General features: G+C 63.4%; 22 protein-coding genes and 1 riboswitch. Of the genes, 15 read left to right on the top strand and 7 right to left on the bottom strand.

The genetic code is table 11. The features are described 5' to 3' along the window. Window positions 1-252 precede the first annotated feature (252 nt). From clpP to lon, 3 genes are all read left to right on the top strand, one after another. Complete coding sequence (clpP, locus tag C4S68_RS01225) at window positions 253-843, top strand: ATP-dependent Clp endopeptidase proteolytic subunit ClpP (protein ID WP_103931214.1); 591 nt, start codon at window positions 253-255, stop codon at window positions 841-843. A gap of 403 nt (window positions 844-1,246) precedes the next feature. Beyond that, the gene (clpX, locus tag C4S68_RS01220; protein WP_103931213.1) at window positions 1,247-2,530 is read left to right on the top strand and encodes an ATP-dependent Clp protease ATP-binding subunit ClpX; all 1,284 of its coding nucleotides are present in this window, start codon (window positions 1,247-1,249) and stop codon (window positions 2,528-2,530) included. A 289-nt stretch (window positions 2,531-2,819) separates the two neighbouring features. Beyond that, complete coding sequence (gene lon / locus C4S68_RS01215; RefSeq protein ID WP_103931212.1) at window positions 2,820-5,246, top strand: endopeptidase La; 2,427 nt, start codon at window positions 2,820-2,822, stop codon at window positions 5,244-5,246. 107 nt (window positions 5,247-5,353) lie between these two features. Here lon and C4S68_RS23335 read toward each other — a convergent pair whose 3' ends face one another. Further along, window positions 5,354-5,506, bottom strand: coding sequence for a DUF5670 family protein (locus tag C4S68_RS23335; RefSeq protein WP_200821448.1), 153 nt, complete (start codon window positions 5,504-5,506; stop codon window positions 5,354-5,356). 219 nt (window positions 5,507-5,725) lie between these two features. On the opposite strand from C4S68_RS23335, the gene C4S68_RS01210 reads away from it, so the two are divergent. Both C4S68_RS01210 and C4S68_RS01205 read left to right on the top strand, forming a co-directional pair. Then, the gene (locus tag C4S68_RS01210; RefSeq protein WP_103931211.1) at window positions 5,726-5,878 is read left to right on the top strand and encodes a DUF3309 domain-containing protein; all 153 of its coding nucleotides are present in this window, start codon (window positions 5,726-5,728) and stop codon (window positions 5,876-5,878) included. 163 nt (window positions 5,879-6,041) lie between these two features. After that, window positions 6,042-7,241: a pyridoxal phosphate-dependent aminotransferase gene (locus C4S68_RS01205; RefSeq protein ID WP_103931210.1), complete on the top strand. Its 1,200-nt coding sequence runs from the start codon at window positions 6,042-6,044 to the stop codon at window positions 7,239-7,241. 150 nt (window positions 7,242-7,391) lie between these two features. Here C4S68_RS01205 and C4S68_RS01200 read toward each other — a convergent pair whose 3' ends face one another. Next, complete coding sequence (locus C4S68_RS01200; RefSeq protein WP_103931209.1) at window positions 7,392-7,673, bottom strand: MoaD/ThiS family protein; 282 nt, start codon at window positions 7,671-7,673, stop codon at window positions 7,392-7,394. Next, window positions 7,670-8,968 carry a threonine synthase gene (gene thrC, locus C4S68_RS01195; RefSeq protein ID WP_103931208.1) on the bottom strand — a complete coding sequence of 433 codons (1,299 nt, stop codon included), beginning with the start codon at window positions 8,966-8,968 and terminating at the stop codon, window positions 7,670-7,672. The genes C4S68_RS01200 and thrC overlap by 4 nt, the downstream gene beginning before the upstream one ends. Window positions 8,969-9,099: 131 nt before the next feature. Further along, window positions 9,100-9,205, bottom strand: a riboswitch (SAM riboswitch). A gap of 236 nt (window positions 9,206-9,441) precedes the next feature. On the opposite strand from thrC, the gene C4S68_RS01190 reads away from it, so the two are divergent. The 6 genes from C4S68_RS01190 (at window position 9,442) to C4S68_RS01170 (ending at window position 13,717) form a co-directional block, all read left to right on the top strand. Continuing rightward, entirely contained in the window at window positions 9,442-10,173 is a 732-nt protein-coding gene (locus C4S68_RS01190; RefSeq protein ID WP_103931207.1) for an ATP-binding cassette domain-containing protein, read from the top strand. Beyond that, the gene (gene ybaK / locus C4S68_RS01185; protein ID WP_103931206.1) at window positions 10,170-10,673 is read left to right on the top strand and encodes a Cys-tRNA(Pro) deacylase; all 504 of its coding nucleotides are present in this window, start codon (window positions 10,170-10,172) and stop codon (window positions 10,671-10,673) included. The genes C4S68_RS01190 and ybaK overlap by 4 nt, the downstream gene beginning before the upstream one ends. Then, the gene (locus C4S68_RS01180) at window positions 10,670-11,350 is read left to right on the top strand and encodes a heme exporter protein CcmB (protein WP_103931205.1); all 681 of its coding nucleotides are present in this window, start codon (window positions 10,670-10,672) and stop codon (window positions 11,348-11,350) included. The genes ybaK and C4S68_RS01180 overlap by 4 nt, the downstream gene beginning before the upstream one ends. Window positions 11,351-11,414: 64 nt before the next feature. Continuing rightward, on the top strand, window positions 11,415-12,146 hold the full coding sequence (gene ccsA / locus C4S68_RS01175; RefSeq protein WP_235011271.1) for a cytochrome c biogenesis protein CcsA: 732 nt from the start codon (window positions 11,415-11,417) through the stop codon (window positions 12,144-12,146). Next, window positions 12,143-12,268 carry a hypothetical protein gene (locus C4S68_RS23750; protein ID WP_268807252.1) on the top strand — a complete coding sequence of 42 codons (126 nt, stop codon included), beginning with the start codon at window positions 12,143-12,145 and terminating at the stop codon, window positions 12,266-12,268. Before ccsA ends, C4S68_RS23750 begins: the two co-directional genes overlap by 4 nt. 201 nt (window positions 12,269-12,469) lie before the next feature. Continuing rightward, window positions 12,470-13,717: a YncE family protein gene (locus C4S68_RS01170; RefSeq protein WP_235011270.1), complete on the top strand. Its 1,248-nt coding sequence runs from the start codon at window positions 12,470-12,472 to the stop codon at window positions 13,715-13,717. Window positions 13,718-13,842: 125 nt separating this feature from the next. On the opposite strand, the gene C4S68_RS01165 is transcribed toward C4S68_RS01170, so the two are convergent. Together C4S68_RS01165 and queG are read right to left on the bottom strand one after the other, a co-directional pair. Then, window positions 13,843-14,790, bottom strand: a complete 948-nt coding sequence (locus tag C4S68_RS01165) for a YihY/virulence factor BrkB family protein (RefSeq protein WP_103931203.1) — start codon at window positions 14,788-14,790, stop codon at window positions 13,843-13,845. A 72-nt stretch (window positions 14,791-14,862) separates the two neighbouring features. Further along, window positions 14,863-16,092, bottom strand: coding sequence for a tRNA epoxyqueuosine(34) reductase QueG (queG, locus tag C4S68_RS01160; RefSeq protein ID WP_103932097.1), 1,230 nt, complete (start codon window positions 16,090-16,092; stop codon window positions 14,863-14,865). Between the two features lie 111 nt (window positions 16,093-16,203). On the opposite strand from queG, the gene C4S68_RS01155 reads away from it, so the two are divergent. The 4 genes from C4S68_RS01155 (at window position 16,204) to ispG (ending at window position 22,583) form a co-directional block, all read left to right on the top strand. Then, window positions 16,204-18,012: an MFS transporter gene (locus C4S68_RS01155; RefSeq protein WP_103931202.1), complete on the top strand. Its 1,809-nt coding sequence runs from the start codon at window positions 16,204-16,206 to the stop codon at window positions 18,010-18,012. A 139-nt stretch (window positions 18,013-18,151) separates the two neighbouring features. Then, entirely contained in the window at window positions 18,152-20,146 is a 1,995-nt protein-coding gene (locus tag C4S68_RS01150) for an alkaline phosphatase family protein (protein WP_103931201.1), read from the top strand. After that, window positions 20,143-21,258: a type 2 periplasmic-binding domain-containing protein gene (locus C4S68_RS01145; protein WP_103931200.1), complete on the top strand. Its 1,116-nt coding sequence runs from the start codon at window positions 20,143-20,145 to the stop codon at window positions 21,256-21,258. The genes C4S68_RS01150 and C4S68_RS01145 overlap by 4 nt, the downstream gene beginning before the upstream one ends. Before the next feature lie 92 nt (window positions 21,259-21,350). After that, window positions 21,351-22,583 (top strand): flavodoxin-dependent (E)-4-hydroxy-3-methylbut-2-enyl-diphosphate synthase, encoded by a 1,233-nt coding sequence (gene ispG / locus C4S68_RS01140; RefSeq protein ID WP_103931199.1) that lies wholly within the window; start codon window positions 21,351-21,353, stop codon window positions 22,581-22,583. 289 nt (window positions 22,584-22,872) lie between these two features. On the opposite strand, the gene C4S68_RS01135 is transcribed toward ispG, so the two are convergent. Both C4S68_RS01135 and C4S68_RS01130 read right to left on the bottom strand, forming a co-directional pair. After that, window positions 22,873-24,147, bottom strand: a complete 1,275-nt coding sequence (locus tag C4S68_RS01135; protein WP_103931198.1) for a glycosyltransferase — start codon at window positions 24,145-24,147, stop codon at window positions 22,873-22,875. Beyond that, window positions 24,144-25,412, bottom strand: a complete 1,269-nt coding sequence (locus C4S68_RS01130) for a spinster family MFS transporter (RefSeq protein ID WP_103932096.1) — start codon at window positions 25,410-25,412, stop codon at window positions 24,144-24,146. Before C4S68_RS01130 ends, C4S68_RS01135 begins: the two co-directional genes overlap by 4 nt. Window positions 25,413-25,467 lie beyond the last annotated feature (55 nt).

Genomic DNA, 25,467 nt, shown 5'->3' with positions numbered 1-25,467 from the left:
CGGACCCGGGTTTTCGTTTGAACTCGCAGCTCGGAACCCACAACCCGAGACTCGATCAGACGTTTCCTGATCGTCCCGATGTCCGATCTTGATACCCGGTCGGTTTCCCCCCACAAATCCACAGCACCCCGCGCCCTATCCTGAGAATCAACAACTTCGCGTACGCTTGAATCGAGCGGATGAACTGGAAACTGGGATCTGGATCACCGGGATCTGAAACAAGAACTGAATCACCAGGAAGTGAGGAGAACAATGGGACTAATTCCGATGGTGCTCGAGCAGACGAGCCGGGGCGAGCGCTCCTACGACATCTACAGCCGTCTGCTGCGCGACAACATCATCTTCCTGGGAACGCCGATCGATGACAACATCGCGAACCTCATCATCGCGCAGCTGCTCTTCCTCTCCGGCGAGGACCCGGAGAAGGACATCCAGCTTTACATCAACTCCCCCGGCGGCTCCATCTCCGCAGGCCTCGCCATCTACGACACGATGAACTACATCAAGAACGATGTGGTCACGTTCTGCATCGGCCAGGCGGCTTCGATGGGCGCATTCCTGCTCATGGCCGGCAAGAAGGGCAAGCGCTTCGCTCTGCCCAACTCGCGCATCCTGATCCACCAGCCCTCCATGGGCGGGCTCCAGGGCCAGGCCACGGACATCGACATCCACGCCCGCGAGATCCTCCGCATTCGTGAGCTCACCAACAAGTTGATGTCGCAGAGCACCGGCCAGCCCCTCGAGCGCATCGAGCGCGACGTCGAGCGCGACTTCATCATGACCGCTCCCCAGTCGAAGGAGTACGGCATCATCGACGACATCATCGATCGTCCACGAGCCTGACCTCTCCGATCGCCAAATCCCACGGCCCGCGAGTCACTCGCGGGCCGTGTTTTCGCCAGAACACTGTATTTCGCACTATCCGGACAAACCGCCGCAGACTGGCCCTGCGAGGCAGCCAAACCGGTGTCGGCTTCCGGGACAAACTACCCCGTACCGAGTTCGCCAACTGTACCGTTTTGCTCAACCGCATGCCACTTCCGTACAGTGTCGTTCGCAGACGAGGGTGTAAACTGACTCAGTTGCGCGGCGGCCCGTACCATCGCCGTTGGAGCTGTTCCCTTGCAGGTGTCTCACGAGCTTCGGCTCCCATGGGCGTATTCCATCCAGGAAACGCCACAGCACCAGCATCATCTCGGGATGCATTCCAAAGGGAACCTGCTCTAGAAGGAGTTTTGACCCGCTTATGAAGACCTCCCGAGGCCCCGAAGAGACCCTCCGCTGCTCGTTCTGCCATAAGTCGCAGGACGCTGTTGCCAAGCTCATCTCTTCCCCGTCAGACTATCCGCGCGCTTACATCTGCGACGAGTGTGTTGGCGTCTGCAACTCGATCCTTGAGGACGACAAGCAGGACCAGCCCACCACGGGAACGCCACAGCACCTCCCCAAGCCCGCCGAAGTGCGCGCCTTCCTGGACGAATACGTCATCGGCCAGGAGATGACCAAGAAGAAGCTCGCCGTTGCCGTCTACAACCACTACAAGCGCATCCAGATGAACCGGACGCGCGGCAACGACGTTGAGCTGCAGAAGTCCAACATCCTCCTCGTCGGCCCCACCGGCTCCGGCAAGACGCTCCTCGCGCAGACCCTCGCGAAGATGCTCGATGTTCCCTTCGCCATCGTCGATGCGACCACTCTGACCGAAGCCGGCTACGTCGGCGAAGACGTCGAGAACATCATCCTCAAGCTCCTGCAGGCCGCTGACGGTGACGTCGCTCGTGCCCAGACCGGCATCATCTACATCGACGAGATCGACAAGATCGGCCGCAAGGACGAGAACCCCTCCATCACCCGTGACGTCTCCGGTGAAGGTGTGCAGCAGGCGCTGCTCAAGCTCCTCGAGGGCACCGTGGCCAACGTTCCCCCGCAGGGTGGACGCAAGCACCCGCACCAGGAGTTCACGCTCGTCGACACGACGAACATCCTCTTCATCTGCGGTGGCGCCTTCGTCGGCCTCGAGAAGGTCATCGCTCGCCGTGTCGGCAAGAAGACCCTCGGCTTCAAGACCCAGGCGCCTGCCGGCAAGGACGAAGTGGCAACCCCGATCCGCGCCCAGCGCGACTCCGAGCTGCTGCGTCGCGCCGAGCCGCAGGATCTGCTCAAGTACGGCCTCATCCCCGAGTTCGTCGGTCGCCTACCGGTCCTCGGCATCCTCGATGAGCTCGACGAAGCGGCCCTCATCGACATCCTCACCCGCCCGCGCAACGCCATCCTCAAGCAGTACGCTCGCCTCTTCGACTACGAAGGCGTCAAGGTCACGTGGACCGACGAAGCGGTCCGTGCCATCGCTCACGAGGCCCTTGCCCGCAAGGTCGGCGCTCGCGGTCTCCGCATGATCCTCGAGGAGCTCATGCTCGACCTCATGTATCACGTGCCCGGCAACAAGCGCGTCAAGGAGCTGCTCATCACCGAAGAGATGGTGAACACCCGCGATATCACCTTGCCTGTGGTGCTTGAGAAGGCCGGCTGATCTCGCACTCGTATCCCTTGCAGCAAGCACTTCAAGCACCAGGAACGGACAGCTTCGGCTGTCCGTTTGTCTTTCTCAAAAAGACTTCCAACTTCTTTGCTTTGACTGGATTCGCGACAACATCGAGCCTCACGTTGTACAACACCCGGACAGCTCGACCACCTTGGTGCAGCCCTTCGAAAACCTTGGTAACGACCGCGCAGAATGGGCTCGCGAAACGCGTACAATCCTCTCCAAGCCAGCTACAGCGCATCCTTCCGCTGTGATGCACGTCTAATCGGGGAGACATATGACCAACGACGATCGGCAACTTCTTAACGGTGAACAGCGCAAGCTCCCCATGATGCCCATCCGCGAGATGGTGATCTTCCCGCACATGATGGCTCCATTCGTAGTGGGCCGCGAATCCAGTGTGCGTGCTCTTGAAGAAGCATTGAACGGTGACCGACGCATCTTCCTCGCGACGCAGCACGACGCGTCCGTGGATGAACCCACCGCCGACGACATCTTCTCCGTCGGCACCATCGGCAACATCGTGCAGAGCGTGCGTATGCCCGATGGCAACATCAAGGTGCTCGTCGAAGGCGTCGAGCGCGCTCGCGCCTCCGAGATCAACGATGACGACGGCTTCTTCGTCGCCACCGTGCGCACCTCCAAGGCGGAGCTCAAGGCCAACGCCGCGACCGATCAGCTCGTCGCCCGCGTGCACCAGCTCTTCGAGCAGTACAACAAGCTGCAGCAGTCCGTGAACCAGGGCGATGCCTCTGCCCTGCGCACCGACGATCCTGCCAAGCTCGCGGACGTCATCGGCTCCAACCTGCCTCTCTCCATCGAAGAGAAGCAGCAGCTCCTCGAGGTCTTCGACCCCGAGATGCGTCTCTCCCGCGTCGCCGACACCCTCGACATCGCCATTGAGAAGCTCAACATGGACCGCACCATCCAGTCGCGCGTCAAGCGCCAGATGGAGCGCGCCCAGAAGGAGTACTACCTCAACGAGAAGATCAAGGCCATCCAGAAGGAACTCGGCCGCGGCGAAAAGAGCGAGTTCGACGAGCTCAAGAAGAAGATCGAAGAAGCCGGCATGCCCAAGGACGTGCAGGAGAAGGCCCACCAGGAGCTCAAGAAGCTCGAAGCCATGCCTCCTATGTCGGCAGAGTCCACCGTCTCCCGCAACTACCTCGACTGGCTCCTCGCCGTGCCGTGGAAGAAGCGCTCCAAGGAGATCCGTTCCATCGAGAACGCGGAGACCGTGCTCAACGAGGACCACTACGGCCTCGAGAAGATCAAGGACCGCATCCTCGAGTTCCTCGCCGTACGTCAGTTGGTGAAGAACCCCAAGGGCTCCATCCTCTGCTTCGTCGGGCCTCCGGGCGTCGGCAAGACCTCGCTCGGCATGTCCATCGCCAAGGCGACCGGCCGCAAGTTCGTCCGCCTCTCGCTGGGTGGTGTGCGTGACGAAGCCGAGATCCGCGGCCATCGCCGCACCTACATCGGCGCGCTCCCAGGCCAGATCATCCAGTCCATGAAGAAGGCCGGCACCAAGAACCCGGTCATCATGCTCGACGAGATCGACAAGATGGCCTCGGACTTCCGCGGCGATCCTGCCGCTGCCCTGCTCGAAGTCCTCGACCCCGCACAGAACCACACCTTCCAGGACCACTACCTCGACGTCGAGTACGACCTCTCGCAGGTCCTGTTCGTCGCGACAGCCAACGTCCTCCACACCATCCCCGGCCCGCTGCAGGACCGCATGGAGATCCTCCGCCTCTCGGGCTACACCGAGCTCGAGAAGCTGGAGATCGCCAAGCAGTACCTGCTCAAGAAGCAGATCGAAGCCACCGGCCTTACCGAGGCGCAGATCTCTTTCTCCGAGGATGCTCTCCGCGACATCGTTCGTTATTACACGCGCGAGTCCGGCGTGCGTAACCTCGAGCGCGAGATCGGCAACGTCTGCCGCAAGGTCGCCCGCAAGGTCGTCAAGAACCCCGAGCACGTCGAGGCCATCACCGCAGAGAATCTCCCCGACATCCTCGGCGTCGCAAAGTATCGCGACTCCCAGGTGCAGGAGAAGAACGAGGTCGGCCTGGTGACGGGCCTGGCATGGACGGAGATGGGCGGCTCGATCCTCCAGACCGAAGTCCAGATCCTCGACGGCAAGGGCAAGATGACGCCCACCGGCCAGCTGGGCGACGTCATGCAGGAGTCCGCACAGGCTGCGCTCACCTGGATCCGCTCCCGCTCGCAGCACCTCGGCCTGCCCAGGGACTTCTACCGCAACATCGACATCCACATCCACGTGCCCGAAGGCGCCATCCCCAAGGACGGCCCCTCCGCGGGCATCACGATGGCCACCGCGCTCGCCTCGGCCCTTACCAAGATCCCCGTGCGCCGCGACATCGCGATGACCGGCGAGATCACGCTGCGCGGCAAGGTTCTTCCCATCGGCGGCCTCAAGGAGAAGCTCCTCGCAGCCCATCGCGCGGGCATCCGCGAAGCCATCCTTCCCGCCGAAAACAAGAAGGACCTCACCGATCTGCCCGACCTCATCAAGAACGAGATGAAGCTCAACTGGGTCGAACAAATGGACGAGGTGCTGGAGATCGCATTGGCATCGCGCCTCCCCAAGCTCGAGGAAGAAGTGCCCGAGGCCCTGGCCGCTGGCAAGAAAATCCCTCCTCCTGTCACGTCGCAGCCGCCCAACGTGGCACACCAGTAGTCACAACCCACGTATACAGCGAAGGCCGGGCATTATGCCCGGCCTTTCTAGTGTTCTGGAGACTGGCTGACTGAGATCTGGTCTCTGGTCGTCGTAAATCAATGCCCCTAGGCACTCGCTCGATTGCCGCCAACCAGGTGCATGACCAGCGAGATCACAGCGCAGATGATCAGCAGGTGGATGAAGAAGCTGGTCACATGGAGGCCGACGAACAGGCCAAGCCAAGCAAGGACGAGAACGATCGCAAGGATAAGAAACATGGTTTCCCCTTTCAGGTTGATCAGGACTCTGCCCCCGCGGAGGGCCACTTCCTGGTACGCCTAATTCAGAGGCATCGCAGCCACGCAACGTTGCTTGCAAACCATTTTTTCTTTCCGGCACAGCTGAGCCAACAAGCTCCACAACAACTGCATCTACTCAGAACGTTCGGGTAAGTGACCAGCAGTTCAGGTCGCTGGATACCGAGGTTCGGAGGCAACGTGGAACTCATTATCGTCATCGTGCTGGTGCTGCTGCTCTTTGGCTCTTTCCCTGCGTTCCCTTACTCTCGCAGCTGGGGCTACTATCCCTCCGGCACGCTCGGCACCATCCTGCTGATCGTCGTCATTCTCTGGCTGCTACACATCGTCTAGACAAACTCGGAGCTTCTTTGCTTTGTTGGGGCGGGGCTTCAGCCCCGTCGAAAATGGCCTGGAAATACAGGGCTTTAGCCCCTGAGGGATAAGGGCACCAGTTTTCAGTCCAGCCAATCTGCTCTACGATGAAGGGAGGCGCTCCACGCGCGTCCCTTCATCTATGTCGACCACCACGGCAACTCCGGCAAGCCTGCATCTCAGCAACCTGGCGCCCACCTTCTCGCAGTCCGAGATCCGCGCGATGAACGTCGCTTGCACCACCGTCGGCGGCATCAACCTCGCCCAGGGCGTCTGCGACACCGACCCACCCACGCCCGTCGTGCAGGCCGCGATGGATGCCATCCTCACCGGCCAGAACATCTACACCCGCCTCGACGGCATTACCGCATTGCGTGAAGGCATCGCGCAGAAGCTCGCCAGCTTCAACAAGCTCCACGTGGATCCCCACTCGCAGGTGCTCGTCACCAGCGGAGCCACAGGCGCCTTCTACTGCACCCTCCAGGCCCTGCTCAATCCCGGCGATGAACTGCTGATCTTCGAGCCCTTCTACGGCTATCACCTGCTCACCATCCGCGCCCAGGGCCTCAAGGCCAACACCGTGCCGTTGCACGCGCCCGAGTACTCCCTCGACATGGACCGCCTGCGCGCCGCGCTCACCCCTCGCACCCGCGCGCTTGTACTCAATACACCCGCCAACCCCAGCGGCAAGGTCTTCTCGCTCGCTGAACTCGAACAGATCGCCGCCTTCGCCATCGAGCACGACCTCTTCGTCATCACCGACGAGATGTACGAGTACTTCCTCTACGACGGCGCCCAACACCTGTCGATCGCCGCGCTGCCAGGCATGATGGAACGCACCATCACCATCTCCGGCTTCTCCAAGACCTTCTCCGTCACCGGTTGGCGTCTCGGCTATCTCGCCGCCGATCCGCGCTGGATCCCTGCCATCGGCAACTTCCACGACCTCACCTACATCTGCGCGCCCGCGCCCTTGCAACACGGAGCCGCCGCCGGTCTGCTGCAGCTCCCGCCGAGCTTCTACACCGATCTCGCAGCCGAGTATCAGGCCAAGCGCGACAAAGTCTGCGCCGCCCTCACCAAGGCCGGCCTCACACCCTCCGTGCCCGACGGCGCGTACTACATCCTCGCCGACGCCACCAGCGTCCCCGGCGCAAACGCAAAGCAAAAAGCCCGCACCCTGCTCGCACAGATCGGCATCGCCACCGTAGCAGGCTCAGCCTTCTTCTCGACAGACGAGCAAGGGCGCAATGCAGGCGATAACCTCCTCCGCATCTGCTACGCGAAGAAGGACGAAGAGCTCACCGAAGCCTGCCAGCGCCTCGAAAGCTACCGCGGCTAGCGCGAAATTAGCCACACAATGCGGGTGCCCCATATCTCGATTTTGAGATGTGGGCATCGCGCGGGTAGCGCGACCGTACCTCCATACAAAGCAAAAGGCCGGTGAGAGTTCTCACCGGCCTTTCGCTCGCGCGAAGCTCTATTCGCCGTCCTACAAAACCCCGCCCGCAATGCTCGGAATCAGCATGACCTCATCGCCATCCTCAAACGCCAGCGCATCGCCGCCGAGAAACCGGATGTCCTCATCGTTCACATACACGTTGATGAACCGCCGCAACTTGCCATGCTCATCCTTCACGTTCTGCGAGAGCGCAGGAAACTTCGCATCGAACTCCGCCAGCAGATCCGGCAGGTTCTTCGCCTCCGTCGTAATCGTCTTCACACCTTCCGTATGACGGGCCAACGCCGTCGGCAACACGACCTTCACACTCACTGCACACCTCCTGCTACTTCAAGCTCTTCTTCACGCGCCGTCCCAATGAGTGCCGGGTCAACCCCGCGGATGTACGTATCAAACTCGGCCAGCCGCGGCTTCACGGCGATGCCTGCATCGTAACGATCCGCCAGCGCATCGGTCGTCTTCAGCCCGTTGCCCGTAATGCAGATCACCGTCGTCTCGTCCGCACCAATGCGACCCTGCGCATATAGCTTGGCTGTCACAGCCGTCGTCACACCGCCAGCCGTCTCGGTGAAGATTCCTTCCGTTTCGGCAAGTTCCTGGATGCCGCTCACCACCTCGACGTCACTCACGTCCTCGGCCCAGCCACCGGTCTCCGCAATCATCTTCGCTGCAAGCGGACCATCGGCCGGATTGCCAATCGCCAGCGACCGCGCGATCGTGTTCGGGCGCTGCGGCTCAATGTGTTCCCATCCCTGCTTCACCGCATGCGAGATCGGCGAGCATCCGGTCGCCTGCGCTCCGAAAAACCGCACCGGTTTGTCCTCAACGAGACCCAGCGTCACCAGCTCCCTGAACGCCTTGCGAATCTTCCGCACCAGCGATCCGCCCGCCATCGGCACGACCACATTGTCCGGCAGCTTCCAACCCAGCTGCTCGGCGATCTCATACCCCATCGTCTTCGAGCCCTCGGCGTAGTACGGCCGCAGGTTCACATTCACGAAGCCCCAGTTGTACTCGTCCGCAATCAGCGTACACAGCCGGTTCACATGGTCGTAGTTGCCATCGATCCGCACCAGCCGCGCGCCATAGACCAGCGTGTTCAGAATCTTCGCCGGCTCGAGATCCGCTGGCACCAGGATGCAAGCATTCAACCCCAGCCGCGCCGACTGCGCCGCCACCGAGTTCGCGAGATTGCCCGTCGACGAGCAACCCACCGTCGTGAAGCCAAACGCCTGCGCATTCGCCAGCGCCACCGCCACCACGCGGTCCTTGAAGCTCAGCGTCGGAAAGCAAACCGCATCGTTCTTCACGAAGAGATGGTTGGCCCCAATGCGCTTGCCCAGCTTCTTCGCCTTCAACAGTGGCGTAAAGCCCACCGGAAGGTCCGGCTCAAAGCCTTCGGGGATGGGAAGCAGCTGCTTGTAGCGCCAGATGCTCGCCGGCCCCTTGGCTACGCTCTCGCGCGTAAAACGGCCGCGCACCGATTCGAGATCGTACTGGACCTCCAGCGGCGCAAGACAATCCTGGCAGGCTGAAAGGGGCTGATTCCCATAGCTCTTGCCGCACTCGCCGCAGCGAAGCTCATACACCGTACGCGAAGCACTCATTCGTCCGCTCCCAAAAGCGGTGGAGCGGATCTGCCGATGACGTCTCTCTAGGTTGTGAAGGGGGAATACAGGAGGTTCGTGGCAAATCAGTGAGGACTATCTCTTAACGAGAGACAAGTCCCTGCCACCGAATCTCATGTTCCCCGATCGCTCGGGAGAGAGTTGACACCGGTACCAACAAGCTGTCCGGTTGTCGTGGCGTCAAAGGGCTCGTCCCTCAACCACTCTTCATGAAATTCGTCCTGCTTGCGCAGGAGGAATGTATCTCTTGTAACACGACCGTTCCATGAGAGCAAACGCGGGATAGAAGCATCCGGGTGCCCCATGTCCATGAAGGGCAGGGCTCCCTGTAGCCCAAACCCGCAGCTCACAACTCGTACTTCACAACTCGATCATTCCTTTTCACCCTTCCGAACCACTCCTGTGCGACACATCACCAGCCCTCGCCGACCGCACCTTCTATACTCCGAGACGTGCCAGAACTCGTACAACCGGGCAGCTCTCACCCACTTCCAGCCGTCGAACTCGACCGCGTCTCGAAGATCTTCGGCAACTTCGCGGCCCTGCGAGAGGTCTCGCTCGCCATTCCCGCCGGCTCCAGCGTCGTCCTGCTCGGCGAGAACGGTGCCGGCAAGTCCACCCTCATGAAGATGGTCTCCGGCCTCTGGACGCCCAGCTTCGGCAAGCTCCGCGTCTTCGGCCTCACGCCCGCCGACCAGCGCGGCCGCATCGCCACCATGGGCCACGCCTCCATGCTCTACGACGAGCTCACCGGCATGGAGAACCTCGAGTACTTCGCCCGCCTCTATACCCTCGAAGGCCAGCCCGCGCCCAGGTCCGAGCTCCAGGCCCGCGCCGCCGCCGCCCTCCGTGCCGTCGCGCTCGACCCCGCCAACACCCGCCGCGTCGGCGAGTATTCGCAAGGCATGCGCCAGCGAGCCTCCCTCGCCCGCGTCCTCCTCACCGAGCCCGACCTCCTGCTCCTCGATGAGCCCTTCTCCAACCTCGACGTCCAGTCCGCGCACGCCATGATCGACCGCCTCCTTGCCTGGGTCGACGTACCCTCCGCCGACGGCACGCCCCGCACCCTCATGCTCATCACCCACCAGGCCGAGCTCGCCAGCCCGCTCGCCCGCACCACCGTCACATTGCGCCAGGGCAAGGTCGCAACGATCCAGCATCGTCAGGAAGGAGCCCACGCATGAGCAAGCACACCGCGGCCCCCAAAACCAACGCCGCTCGCCTCCTCGACGGCCTGGGCATCTCCTACGAGCTCCGCACCTACGACGTCGACCCCAACGACCTCACCGCGATCTCCGTCGCGAAGAAGGTCGGCCTCCCTCCTGAGCAGGTCTTCAAGACCCTCGTGACCGAAGCGGCCCCGCGCGAGCACTTCTTCGCCGTAGTCCCCGGCAACCAGGAGCTCGACCTCAAGAAGCTCGCCTCCGCCGCCGGCGTCCGCAAGGTCGAGCTTGCCTCCCTCAAGGACGTCGAGCCCCTCACCGGCTACATCCGCGGCGGCGTCACCGTCCTCGCCGCAAAGAAACCCTTTCCCGCCTTCGCCGACGAGACCATCGAGCTCTTCGACATCATCAGCATCTCCGCCGGCATGCGCGGCGTGCAGATCCTCCTCTCGCCCGCCGACTACCTGAAGGCCACCGAGGCCACGCTCGTCGACCTCAGCAAGGCAGGTGCCTCCGCATGAACTACGCCGACTATGTCCTGGCCCACTTTGCCAAGGAACTCCGCCTCGAATGGCGCGCCCGCGACGCCATCAACGGGATGCTCTTCTTCACCCTGCTCGTGGTGGTGGTCTTCGCCATGGCCTTCGACCCCGCCAGCTACCCCACCATCACGCGCCAGATCTCCGGCGGCCTGCTCTGGGTGGCCCTGCTCTTCGCTTCGATGAACGCCCTCAACCAGTCCTGGGCTCGTGAGCTGAAGAACGCAGTCCTCGACGCACATCGCCTCGCCCCCGCACCGGGCTCTGCGCTCTTCCTCGGCAAAGCCTTCGCCAACTTCTTCTTCGTCACCGCGGTAGAGATGGTCCTCGCCCCGGTCTTCGCCGTCTTCTACAACCTGCATCCGCTCGGCCAGACCTGGCTCCTGCTGATCGTCCTTCCGCTCGGCACCTGGGCACTGGTCGGCAACGGCACCTTCTTCGCAGCGCTTAGCCTTCGCACCCGCAACCGCGAGCTGCTGCTGCCGCTCATCCTCTTCCCCATCTCCCTGCCCGCGCTGCTTGCGATGATCCAGGCCACAACCTCGATCCTTACCGGCGAGGCATCCCCCAACCTTTGGATCAAGGTCCTCATCGGCTACAACGTCATCTTCACCACAGCCTGCCTGCTCTTCTTCGACACCGTCCTCCAGGGCGAATAACGCCCCCAACACCTGTGCGGTTCGTCACCAGCCCCCGTCGGGGCCACACGATAGAATCGAAGACGTGAAAGACAGCAGAAAAAGCACGCCCCTCGCGGGTATCTGGTTCGCTCTCACGATGCTCGTGATGGCCTACGGCTTCTATCAGGCGATGATTGCGCCCAAGGAAGCCACCATGGGCAACCTCTATCGCGTCTTCTTCTATCACTTCCCGCACACCATCCTCAGCTTCATCTTCCCGTACATCAACTGCGGCGCTTCGCTGCTGTTCCTCTTCTGGCGTCAGTCCAAGCCTGAGCTTGCAGCCAAGGCCGACGCCATGGCCGTCGCCGCCGCTGAGATCACCGTGGTCTACTCCACCGTGGGCCTCGCGACCGGAATGCTCTGGGGACGCGCCGCATGGGGCATCTGGTGGGCCTGGGACGCGCGCCTCACCACCTACCTCCTCCTCTGGCTGCTCTACGTCAGCTACATGCTCCTGCGCAGCTTCGCCTCCGGGGGCCAGACCGCCATGGTCGCCTCCGTACTCGGCGTCTTCGCTGCCATCGACGTGCCCATCTGCTACATGAGCATCCACTGGTGGCGCACCCAGCATCCCGCTCCCGTCTTCGGCGGCAGCTCAGACTCCGGCATCGACAAGAGCATGGTTCCTGCCGTCCTCTGGAACGTGGCCGCCTTCCTCATGTGGGGCATCTTCATCCTCGGCTGGCGCTACGCCCTCGAACGCCGCCGCCAGCATCAGGACACCCTCGCCACCGAAGCCATGCTGCGCGGTGAACCCGTACTGGAGGCATGATGATTCCCTTTTCCACACTCTCCGAGCGTCACCTCGTCTACGCCTACCTCGTGGTCTGGATCATCCAGTTCGGCTACGCCGGCTGGCTCGCCGTTCAGTGGAAGAAGACCCCACGCGACTAACTGGAATCTGGCATCTGGGAAACTGGAATCTGAGCTCCAAACCCCAAGCTCAAAGCTCCAGACTCGATCAACCTTCTCGCTCCACCAGGTGCCCCATGTCTCGATTCTGAGACATGGGTTCGCACGATGCCGGTGGAATCGCCACCTCTCGCGCTTTCACGTTGCGGGTCCCGTGTCATCCCCCTACACTCGAAGACGACCGTGGGATTCTCTCTGCAACCTCATCATCGGCGCGCTGCTTCGGCACTCCTGCTTGGCGCGGCTGCCCTGTCGCTGGCCGCCTGCCGCCGCGACCGCTTCCCTGCCTATCCATCCAACTACCGCGAGTTCGCCTACATCACCGATGGCCAGGCCAACGCAGTCACGGTACTCGACCTTGTCTACCTGCGCAAAGATCGCAGCGTCAACGTCGGCAGGAACCCCTCCGGCATCGTCGCCAGCCCCACCCGCAATGAGATCTATGCCGTCAACACCGGCAGCGACTCCGTCTCCGTCATCGATGCAGGGACCAACACCGTCGCGGCGACCATCGGCGTCCATCACACGCCGTACTTCCTCGCCGTTTCACCCGACGGCCTGCGCGCCTACGTGCCCAACTCCGGCTCCAACACCGTCAGCGTGCTGGACCTCGATAAGCGTCGCGAGATCGCCACCGTTGCCTCCGGCGAAGGCCCCGGCGTAGCCCGCGTCTCGCCCGACAACCGCGCCCTCGTCGTCAGCAACCGCACCGCCGGCAGCGTCTCGATCTATAACATCGGCAGCGACACACAAGCTCCACTGCGCTTCCGCTCCACCTTCTCCGGCTGCCCAGGCGCCACCGACATCGCCATCCTGCCCGACTCTTCGAAGGCCTTCATCGCCTGCTCCGGCGGCCACCAGGTCATGGTCGTCTGGCTCGCCGCCGCTCCCGAATCCTACCGCGGCCAGCAGGACGCTACCCTGCAGCAGGACCATCTCCTCAGCCTCCTCGACGTCGGCAAAACCCCCGTCCAACTCGCCATGGAGCCCAGCGGCAACGAAGTCTTCTCCATGAACTTCGACTCCGACTCCATCTCCGAGATCTCCACCTGGACCAACGAGGTCATCGCCACCACTCTGGTCGGGCCAAAGCCCGTCCGCGGCGTCATCAGCGAAGACACCGGCCTCGCCGCTCCCGGCACACTCTGGGTCAGCACCTTCGGCACCGACTCCATCGCGGCCTATTCCATCGACGACAGCCGCGTCGAGACCAGCGTCCGCACCGGGGCACATCCCGACGCCATCGCCTTCTCCACCGACCAGCATGCGCTCCTGGTCGTCGATACAGGCTCAGCCGACGTCGCTGTCATCCGCACCCAGAAGACCACCACCCCCGAGCTCGTCACGATGCTCCCCGCCGGCGCCCAGCCGCACGACATCGCGATCAAGTCCTTCCACGTGAAGCGCAACGGCGCACCGAAGACCGAGTAGCCTCCTTCAGCCGCCTCGACGCTCAGCACCTCGTAGCTCGACGCTCAACAGCGCCGCTCTACCTCACTCCTGAATCCCTGAAACCCTCGCACCTCTACAGCCTCACGTTGAAGAGGCCGCATACATCAGCTCGCCTCGCGCTCCGCATCGTCCGCACGCGCCTCGCGCAGCGCCTGCCGCGTCGCGGAGACGTACGCTCCGCCCAGCAACAGCAGCCCCGAAATGAACGCCCACATCATCAGCCCCACCGACACCTCGAACGGCCCATACACCGCGCGAAAATCCAGGTAAGGCAGCGCGAAGATGTAGATGTACTTTGCCGCCTCCCACATCACACCAACGACGATCGCCGTCGGCAGCACCGCTCGCGCCGGCACCTTGCGATTCGGCAGCGCCCAGTAGATCAGGAAGAACAGCCCGATACTCGCGGCCAGAGCCGCGACCCGCAAAAACCCCTGCGTGACCAGGTTGTACAGGAAGTTATCGGTGTGCCCGAAGAACACCTTCGCCATCACCTCACGCTGTCCGGCACTCAACGCAATCGACCCCATCGCGAGGATCGCAACCCCCGCCGCCAGCCCGATCGACACCACCTGGTTGTGCAGGTAGCTGCGATTCTTCTTCACGCCCCACACACTGTTCAGCGCCACCTCCAGCGGCAGAAACACGCCCGTCACCGTGATGAACAGCATCACCAGCGAGAACACCCGCGTGCCCGCATGCGAATTCGCGAGCACCCGCATATTGCGCATCACAAAGTCCTGGTTGCTGGGCAGAAAGTACGTCATCATCTGCCCCACCATGTTCGTCATCGCGGGCGAGTGAAACACCTTTTGCGAGATCGTCAGCAGCAGCACGATGAACGGAAACAGTGACAGGATCACCTGCGCCGCCACGCTGAACGCATACGTGTGCACCTCGGTGTGCGTCATGTAACGCGCCAGCGCACGCACCTGCTCCCACGTGCCGCTCTCCGCCACACGCTGCGCCGGAGCCGCCACCAGCGCAGGCGAAAGCTCTTCGCCTCCAGCCTTCTTGATCTCCAGATCCTTCTCTGGCGCCTCAACACTCATACGTCTAGTCTACGTTTCCGCTCCCGGCAAATCCCCGCCCCAACTCGAAGCTCAAAACCCGATACCCGCAACTCAATCACGCCTCTCTCCGCTCTGACCAAGCGCTTCGATCCTCGCCATCGCCCACCGAGCAGCATCGGCAAGTACCTCATCCGCTCCTGCTGCCCACGTTTCAAGCTGGGGCACAAACCTAGCCTCCCCACTGTTCCCCATCGCAATCGCCACGTTGCGATGCAGCCGCTTCTTGCCCGTACGCTCCAAGGGTGATCCCCGAAACCACTGCTTGAAGTCGCGGCTCTCCATCGAAGCCAACCATGCAAGGTCCGGATTGATCAGCGCCTCCCGCGAAGGCATCCTCTTCCAGTCCGCAACCACCGGCCCCCGCGCGCTCTTCGCATTCCACGGGCACACGTCCTGGCAGATATCGCAGCCAAACACCTGCCGCCCCATCGGCTCGCGCAACGCTTCGTCAATCGCGCCCTTATGTTCGATCGTCAGGTACGCAATGCAGCGCGAAGCATCCATCTGCCGAGGCGCCACCAGCGCATCCGTAGGACAAGCATCGATACACCGCGTGCAGCTTCCACAACGATCCGCGGCAGGCAGCGTCCATTGCGCCGACTCAAGCTCCAGCTCCGTCACAATCACGCCCAGCAGCATCCACGACCCACGCTCCTGGTTCAGCAGGCAGGCATTCTTGCCGACCCATCCAATCCCCGCCCACTCCGCAATCGCCCGCTCCACGATAGGCCCAGTGTCCACGTAGCACCGCGTCTCCAGAGCCTCACCAAAGCGCGCCTTCAATTCCGCCTCAACCGCCTTCAGCCGAGGCAGTAACACCTCGTGATAATCACTTCCTCCAGGCACCGCACTACCGTGTTCCGCTGTTCCGCTGTTCTGCTGTTCTGCTGCCTTTCCGTTCTGCTGTTCTGCTGCCTTTCCGTTCTGCTGTTCCGCTGCCCCTCCACTCCACGCATACCGAGCAATCCACCCCGCGCCAGCCTCCGCAGCGTCAATCGACCGTGGCGCTCCCTGCAACCCATACTCCAGCGCGCACACCAGTACGCTGCGAGCCCACGGGAACGCCCGCCGCACATCACCACGCACCAGCTGCCCTGCCTCATCCGTACGCTTCAGCCACTCCATGCCACCCGCGCGGCCTTCAGCGATCCACGCGGCATAGCGTGCATCCAGCCGCACCGCGGCATCGCTCTCCACCGCTGGCACCGCAGCAATCCCCGCAAGATCGAAGCCCGCGGCCAGCGCCCGCTCCACCAGCCACGTGCGATCTTCTCCCGTCATCCCCATGCCCCTATTTCACACTCGAACCGTCGTTGCTGTCCTAATCCCTGTTCCCTGATCCCTATTCCCTGCTCCTCATGCAGTATCGTGGGGGACAAGGAAACCAACCGGATGCCCGCATTCCCCATCGCCGATGACGCGCCGCGCGAGATCGCACCGCTCGACCCGCGCCGTACTGCCTACACCCGCTTTGTTCTTCTCGTCGCTGGCCTCGGTGGCCTGCTCTACGGCGTCGACGTAGGCATCATCGGTGGCGCGCTGCCCTACCTTCAGGCCACGCGCCAGCTCAGCGCGGGCCAGCTCTCCACCATCGTCGCCGCCGTGCTGCTCGGCAGCGTCATCTCCACGCTCTTCGCCGGCGTGCTCGCCGATCTCATCGGCCGCAAGCCGCTCATGATCGTCAGCGGCATCGCCTTCTCCATCTCCATTCCCATCATCGCGCTCTCGCAGAGCTACTCCGCGCTCTTCTACGGCCGACTGCTGCAGGGCATCAGCGGTGGCTTCATCGGCGTCGTCGTCCCGCTCTATCTTGCCGAGTGCCTGCCCGCCTCCACCCGCGGGCGCGGCACTGCCATCTTCCAGTGGCTGCTCACCTTCGGCATCTTCTCCGCCGCTGTCATCGGCCTCTACTTCAGCTATCGCGTCACGCACGTCACGGCCACCGCAAACGCCCACGCGCTCTTCCAGTTCAAGGACCACGCCTGGCGCAGCATCTTCTGGGTCTCGCTGCCTCCGGGCGCCCTCTTTGTCATGGGGGCTCTCTTCGTCGGCGAGTCGCCCCGCTGGCTCTTCCGCAAGGGCAAAACCTCTCAGGCTGAGACTGCCCTGCTCCGCTCCCGCATGCCCGAGCAGGCCGCCCTCGAGCTCGCCGAGATGGCCGCCAGAGACGCATCCGCATCCAGCTCCACCACCGCGCAGCCTTCCGGTTCCATCCTCCGCCGCAAGTACATCATCCCCTTCGTCCTCGCGTGCGTCATCCTCGCCTGCAACCAGGCCACCGGCATCAACTCCATCATCGGCTACAACACCAACATCCTCCTGCAGAGCGGCCTCTCCGACCTCGCCGCCCACTGGGGCTACGTCGTCTTCACCGCCGTCAACTTCTGCATGACCATGGTCGGCGTCGAGCTCATCGATCGCAAAGGCCGCAAATTCCTCTTCACCCTCGGCTGCTCCGGCCTCTTCGCTTCGCTCGTCCTCGTTGGCTTCCTCTTCCGCACCAGCGAGAGCAACAGCGTCGACGTCACGGCGCAGGTGCAGGCCATGGTCTCCCCCGACCAGACCCTCAAGCTGCCCTTCGATCCCACCTCCGCCGCGCACCTGCTCGGCTCCGGCGCCTCCACCGTCGACAATACCCGCGCCTCGCTCGCCGTCATCTACAGCTACGGCGACTACACCGGCGCCACCAGCATCCATCGCTCCGATGATGCAGGTTCCGCCCCCATCACCGTCACCCGCGCTGACGCTCTGCCCGGCTCCCGCGTCGAGTCCTTCTTCCAGAACCCCTTCGCAAATCTCGACACCGCAAAGACCGCCCCGCTGCACATCGTCGGCGCGAAGATCTCCGCCGTGCCCACCTCGCAGCACGGCTGGCTCCTCGCCATCGGCCTCTATCTATTCATGAGCTTCTACGCCATCGGCCCCGGTGTCTGCGTCTGGCTCGCACTCTCCGAGCTCATGCCCACCCGCATCCGCTCCAACGGCATGAGCATCGCGCTCGTCATCAACCAGATCGTCTCCACCGCCCTCGCCGGAGTCTTTCTCCCCGTCGTCTCCAAGCACGGCTACAGCTTCATCTTCTTCCTCTTCGCCGGCTGCAGCCTCGTGTATCTCCTCACCGTAGCCTTCTTCCTCCCCGAAACCAAGGGCCGCACCCTCGAAGAGATCGAACAGCTCTTCGACAAAGCCCCCGCTTCATAGGTCCACCACAACTCTGGGTGCCCCACGTCTCGCTCTTGAGACGTGGGTTCACAGGATGCTTCCCTCCAAACATCGAACACCCAACACCCAACAACGCTCTCTTGCCCCACCTGTAACCCGCCTGTAACAATCAGGACCAATGTCTCCCGCCACGACAAGTCTGTTGCCTACCCTCGTCCGGCGCTCGGCGTTAGCGTTGACGCTAGCCGCCTGCCCCAGCGTCCTCTTCGCCCAACAGCCCGACGCCGTCGAGAAGGCTCCCGTCTCCAACGCCATCAGCGCCAAGTGGGCCAGCCGCGTCGCGAAAGAGCCCATCCTCACCCACGACCAGAAGCTAGCTCTCATCAAGAAGGACATCCGCTACGTCTTCGTCCTCTTCCAGGAGAACCGCAGCTTCGACTTCTACTTCGGCAACTACCCCGGCGCCGACGGCCTCTACAACAAGCCCGCCAGCCAGGTCGCAGGCTTCACCCAGCCCATCGTCAACCTCGACGGCACCGTCACCACCATCTCGCCCTTCCGCATCCCCATCACCGTCAAGGACAAGGACGGCAACACCGTCCCCATCTACCCCACCGACATCGACTCCGTCGACCACTCCCACGTCGGCATCTCGCGCAAGCTTGACCTCGACGCGAACGGCCTCGCGCGCAACGACCAGTACGCCCTCAGCGAAGAAGGCGTCACGCTCGCAGACGGCAAGCCGTCCAAACTGCCCTCCCTCGCCCGCAAGCAGATGGGCGAGCTCGTCATGGCCCACGTCGACTGCGACATCGCGCCCTTCCTCTGGCAGTACGCCGACCGCTTCACCCTCTTCGATCACTTCTTCGACACCGTCGTCGGCCCTTCAGGGCCCAACGCCATCGGCATGATCTCCGGCCAGACCGGCGAGACCCAGTGGATGCTCCATCCCGAGCTCGCCGAAGGAGCCCACGGTGCCACCATGCCCACCGTCGGCAACGCGCGCCCCTACTGGGGCCTCGCGCAGGACGAAGCCGGCAATCCCGTGCAACCCAAGCCCAATCCCGAGAAGACCTTCGCCGACAACCTCACCTACGCTTCGCTGCCGCTCTCCTTCATGGGCTCCGACATCGTCAAGACCACCCAGGCCGACTACAACCCCGCCATCGACCTCGGCGACGTGCAGGACGACATCGAGAAGATCGCCGGCCACGGCGTCGCTCCCATCAATTGGGGCTGGTACCAGCAGGGCTACGCGCACGAGCCCAACGACCCAGCAGGCAAGGCCCTGCACGTCGGCTACGTCGCGCATCACAACGCTCCGCAATACTTCGGCTACGTCGCCGACAATCCTCTCGCGAACGTGCACATGCACTCGCTCAACACCTTCTTTTCCGACGTCGCCGAGCGCAAGCTGCCCGGCTCCGGCGTCTTCTACATCCGCGGCGGCTACGGCAACATCTTCGGCTTCACTCCCGCCGATCCCTCGCCCAACGCGCAGAAGAACTTCGCCGGCGACGACGACCACCCAGGCTACTCCGACTCCGGCATCAGCGAAGCCATGCTCGCCCGCGAGATCAACGCCATCGCCCAGAGCCCCTACTGGCCGCACGCCGCCATCCTCATCGCCTACGACGAGACCGACGGCCTCTACGACCACACCCAGCCGCACATCCGCTCGCACGACGCCAAGGGCCTGCCGCTCGATCAGGGCCCACGCATCCCCTTCCTGCTCATCTCGCCCTACGGCGCCTCGCACGCCATCTCGCACGCGCCCTCCGAGCACAGCTCCATCATCAAGTTCGTCGACGAGCTCTTCGACCTCATCCCCCTCGCCGACCTGCCCGACGAACTGAAGGCCCGCAAGATCGGCCACGAGAAGTACGGCCAGGACTTCCTCGGCCCCGCCGACGACCTCACCCCGGGCGTCTCCGACCTGCTCACCGGCTTCGACAACGCCCGCCTCCTCGGCAAGCGCAAGCTCCTGCCCGCCAGCTACGCCATCATCCCCGAGACCCAGCTCACAGCCTTCCCGCACTATGGCGGCCAGGGCTGCAAGACCCTCCACATCAAGCCCACCGACGCCGACCTCCCCAACCCCGTCCCCGCGGACTTCAACCCCCGCCCCAACACCACCCCCGGCGACCCGCACTCCGGTAACTGGAAGCCATGAAGCCGGCAGTTCTGGCGCTCGCCCTTGCCACCACCCTGGGTGCCCCGGGTCCCGTCTTTGGGACCCGGGTTCTCATGGCACAGACGCCCGCGCCCACCGCAAACTCGAAACTCGAAACTCACAACTCGCAACTCGATCGAAATCTCTCCACCGACCCCCTCACCACCATCCGCCGCCGCGGCACCCTCCTCTGCGGCCTCAACCAGTCCGAAGCCGAGTACAACCCCGCCGACCAGCACGGCCCCCGCGTCGCCTTCGACACCGACCTCTGCCGTGCTGTAGCCGCCGCCATCCTCGGCCCTCAGGCCCACTACGCCATCAAGGGCTATCCCGACAACGACACCGCGCTCGACGCCCTCCGCGCCGGCGAGGTCGACCTCGTCCCCTCTGTCTCCGACGACTTCACCCACGCCACGCAGCCCGGCATCCTGCTCACCCAGCCCGTCCTCTACGACGCCATCGGCATCCTCGTGCCCACCGCCGCACACATCACCACCCTCGCGCAGCTGTCGAGCCAGCGCATCTGCTACCTCGCCGAGACCGAGACCGAAACCCAGCTCCACACATACTTCGACACCCACCACCTCACCCTCGTGCCCTATCCCTTCTCCGAACAGGGCGAGATGGAAGCCGCCTTCTCCACGCACAACTGCTCCGCCCTCGCCGGAGATCTCACCCGCCTCGCCACCGTCAGACTCTCCCTGGGCTCCCACGCGCCCGACTACGAGCTCCTGCCCGAAACCCTCGCCCCCGACACGCTAGCGATGGCCTCGCGCTCAGGAACCTCAGAAGACCTCCAACTCCGCAACATCCTCACCTGGACCCTGAACCTCCTCATCGCCGCCGAAGAGCACAACATCACCCGCGCCAACCTCGCCGCGGCTACCAAATCTCAAGACCCCACCCTCCGCCGCCTCCTCGGCCTCACCCGCGAACTGGGCCGCCCCCTCGGCCTCGACGACGCGTGGCCCCAACACGTCATCGAAGCCACTGGCAACTACGGCGAGCTCTACGACCGCGACCTCGGCCCCAACTCGCCCCTCAAGCTCCCACGCGGACAAAACGCCTTAGCCCGCAACGGCGGCCTCCTCCAATCCCTCCCCCTGCAATAGCGCGCGCCAAAACCTGCTCTCTGGCCCCTGAACCCTGGGCCCTGGCCCCCAACGCTTCGGCCGACAGGGCCGAAGCGGTAAAATAGAGAGCGATGCCACAGGTTCTCCGCCGCAAATCCGCCACCGTTGACGTAGGAGGAGTGAAGCTCGGTTCCTCCGCTCCCGTCGTCGTCCAGTCGATGACCAACACCGACACCGCCGACGTCGAATCCTCCGTCCAGCAGATCGCCGCACTCGCGCGCGCAGGCTCCGAGCTCGTCCGCATCACCGTCAACAACGACGAGGCCGCCCAGGCCGTGCCGCACATCGTCGAAGGCATCCGCGCCAAGGGCTGGAACACGCCCATCGTCGGCGACTTCCACTACAACGGCCACCTCCTGCTCCGCAAGTACCCCGAGATGGCGCACGCCCTCTCCAAGTACCGCATCAATCCCGGCAACGTCAGCATCGGCCGCAAGGATGACGACAACTTCCGCACCATGGTCGAGTGCGCCGTCGAGTACCAGAAGCCCGTCCGCATCGGCGTCAACTGGGGCTCGCTCGATCAGGCCCTCCTCACCAAGATGATGGACGCCAACTCCAAGTCCACGACGCCGTTGCCCGCACGCGACGTGATGATGGAAGCCATGGTCGTGTCTGCTCTCGATAACGCCGAGGCAGCCGAGCGCTACGGCCTGCGCCGCGACCAGATCGTCCTCTCCGCAAAGGTCTCCAACGTCCGCGACCTCATTGACGTCAACACCGAGCTCGCCCGCCGCACCGACCACGCCATCCACCTCGGCCTCACCGAAGCCGGCATGGGCATGAAAGGCATCGTAACCTCCACGGCAGGCCTCTCGCCGCTGCTGCTCGCGGGCATCGGCGACACCATCCGCGTCTCGCTCACCCCCGAGCCCGGCGCCGACCGCGCCGAGGAAGTCCGCTGCGCGCAGCAGATCCTGCAGTCGCTTGCGATCCGCAGCTTCATGCCGCAGGTCACCAGCTGCCCAGGCTGCGGCCGCACCACCAGCACCTACTTCCAGGAGCTCGCCCTCCGCATCCAGAACTACCTCGTCGAATCCATGCCCGAATGGAAGAAGATCTACCCCGGCGTCGAAGAGATGAAGCTCGCCGTCATGGGCTGCATCGTCAACGGCCCCGGTGAGTCGAAGCACGCCAACATCGGCATCTCCCTCCCTGGCACCTTCGAGGAGCCCAAGGCCCCCGTCTACATCGACGGCAAACTAGCCATGACCCTCAAAGGCGATCACATCGTCGAAGAGTTCCAGGTCATCCTCGACGACTACGTCGAGAAGCGTTACGGCCGCCAGGCAGTCGAAGTCTAATCCAGGCTCAAATCGCAAACACAACAACGGCGTCCCCCAGGGACGCCGTTGTTGTTCATGACCGTCATTCCGACCCAGAAGCGTAGCGAGGGGAGGAACCCCTGTATTTCGCTCGCAGCAGCAGCGTCCTGCGTTGCGGCAACCGGTCCCTCAAGGGACCCGCGACTCAGTACAGGGCAAGCTGCTCATGGAACGAAAGCCAAAAGTATCCCAGCGTCTTCCTCGTCGCTCATACCTGTTCCCCTCATCGCTCTACAGCTCAGAAAGCGTCAGACCCGGCACCCAACCTCTATCTCTTCCACCGATCCACCCACCTCCGCAACCGCGAAGGCGCCGCGTTCTTCATCCGATGCCTTCGTTCCATCCCTTCCCGCATCCAGTGGAAGGGATCATTGAAGCTCCGCAGCTCACTCACCGGATACACCGTACCCCGCCACTCAATGCCTCCCCGCCACCACGTGTACGCCAGCGACCGCAGCATCGCATACAGGAACATCACCGCGCCCAGCGGAGCTGCCCAGCCATACAGCGCATCGATCAGGCTGTACTCCCCGATCACCCTGTACATCGACGCCATCGACAGCAGCACCAGCAGCGCCGGCAGCACCGTAGGCAGCCAAGCCAGCCCCAGCAGCGGCAGCAGGAAAAACACCACGATCCAAAGCGCCGCGCCTGCCAGCAGGAACGGGTTGAACCCAAATCCCGAAAACAGGTTCTTGGTCATCACCCGAATCACGCCACGCGCCCCCTTGGCCCAGTGCACCAGCACCAGCCCCGGCGCAAACGCCAGTCGCGACTTCAGCCCCGCCGCCTTGATCCGCCGCGCGATCGTCACATCCTCAATCACGGTGAGCCGCTGCGGCATCAGCCCGCCCATCTCCTCCAGCGCTGACCGCCGCACCAGGTTGAACGCACCCACCCCAATCGCATCATGCGCGCGATCATCCGCAACCTTCCACGGCCTCGCCGCCCAGAACCCCAGCAGTTGGAAGAACCCCAGGATCATGCCCTCGCCGCGCGACTTCACCTGCGCCGTCGGCATCACCACCAGGTGATCGGTATCCTCCATCTCGGCATACGCCATTGCCCGACGCAGCACCGAAGGCGAGAACAACACATCCGCATCCGTGAACAAGACAAACTCCGACCGCGTCGCATCCACCGCCGCCTGCATCGCATGCACCTTGCCCAGCCAGCCATCCGGCAGATCCGTGATGTGCAGCGCGCCAATCCGCTCCGGGTGCTTCGCCGCATAATCGTCGAGGATCGCCCCCGTCGTGTCGGTCGAGCGATCATCCACCGCCAGCACATACAGACTCGGATAGTCCGCCGCCAGCAGGCAATCCAGCGATGCCCCAATCGTCTCCGCCTCGTTACAGGCAGGTACCACCACCACCAGCGAGAGCTCACGCTCCGTCGCCACATCCCACCCCGGCGCGGAGAGATCCGGCAACGTAGGAAGCTGCCGCAAAATGCTGTTCGCCCGCACGCACCACGTGCCGCCAATCAGCCACCCACCCAGCTCCAACCATGGACTCCACAACGGAGAGACGTGCCAGCTCATGCTGCCTGCGGCGTCTCCTCACCTTCGGGCAAAGCGTGATGCAGCTCCGGCGCATACTTCGCGCCCACGAAGAAGATCACCGCCCCAATCGCGAACGTCACCAGCGTCGCCGCCAGCCCATGTCGCAGGTCGGACGTATCGCTGATGATGCCAATCAGCTTCGGCGAGAACATGTCGCCAAAGATGTGCAGCGCAAATAACTGCCCCGCCATCGCAGTCGCTCGAAGGTTCGCTGGCACCGCATTCAACGTGGCCGCATTCACTGGGCCCGTTCCCAGAAACACCAGGAAGATCGCAAGGCTCAGCGAAGGCAGCAGCAAGCCCTTCGGCCCGAAGAACAGCGTGATCGCCGGTGGTATCGTGAGCGCCGCGCTGATCGCAGGCACCAGGTACAGCGCCTTCGACGTCTTCCGTGACCACACCTGCGCGATCCACCCGCCCAGCGCCGTGCCACCGATGCCAGCCACCACGATGATCGGCCCCATCACGCCACCCGCAGCCTCAATCGAGTACCCCGCAAACCGATGCAGGAACGAAGGCATCCACCACGAGATCCCACCCAGCGAAAACGTCACCGCCGAGTATCCCAGGATCGCGCACAGATAAGCGGGGTTTCGCAGCAGCGAAACGACACTGCCCTTATCGGCCTTTGCCTTGCCTTCCACAACCGCCCGCTTGGGCTCGCGCATGAAGACCGCAATCAGGATCGCAACCAGCAGGCCCGGCACCGCCGACGCGATGAAGCTCATCCTCCATCCATGATGAGCGCCGATCCAGGCCCCCGCCTCCACACCCATCGCCGCACCAAACGGCAGCGACAGGTTGAAGATCGTCAGCACACGGTTGCGTTGATCATCCGCATAGAAATCCGCGAGCAGCGACGGTGCGAAGATCCCGAAGCTCGCTTCGCCGATGCCCAGCGCCGCATGCCGCAGGTTCAGCGACATGTAGTCATGGACGCTCGCGGTAAAGAAGTTCATCGCCGCAATCCCGATGGCGGCAATCACAATCATCGGTTTGCGTGGAAAGCGGTCACCCAGCCAGCCCGTGACCGGCGATGCCGCGACATACGCCACCATGAACCACAGCGTCAGCGAACCAATCTGATTGTCGGAGAGATGGAACTCGCCCTTGATCTGCTCCTGCACCGCCGGAAGAATGTACCGGTCCAGGTAGTTCACGAAGTTCATCGCGGTCAACAACACGAGCGCGACCGTCGCGCCTCGTGCCACACCCGCCGCAGGCTTGGTAACGCTCTCCGCCATCTGCATCCCCCGGCCGCCGCGAAACCTCAGCCTCTCGGAGAATACCAACCCCGGC

This window comes from Bryocella elongata, from assembly GCF_900108185.1.
Classification (GTDB): domain Bacteria; phylum Acidobacteriota; class Terriglobia; order Terriglobales; family Acidobacteriaceae; genus Granulicella; species Granulicella elongata.
Note: the sequence above shows the minus strand (reverse complement) of the source record. Positions and strands in the feature narration are given on the sequence as shown.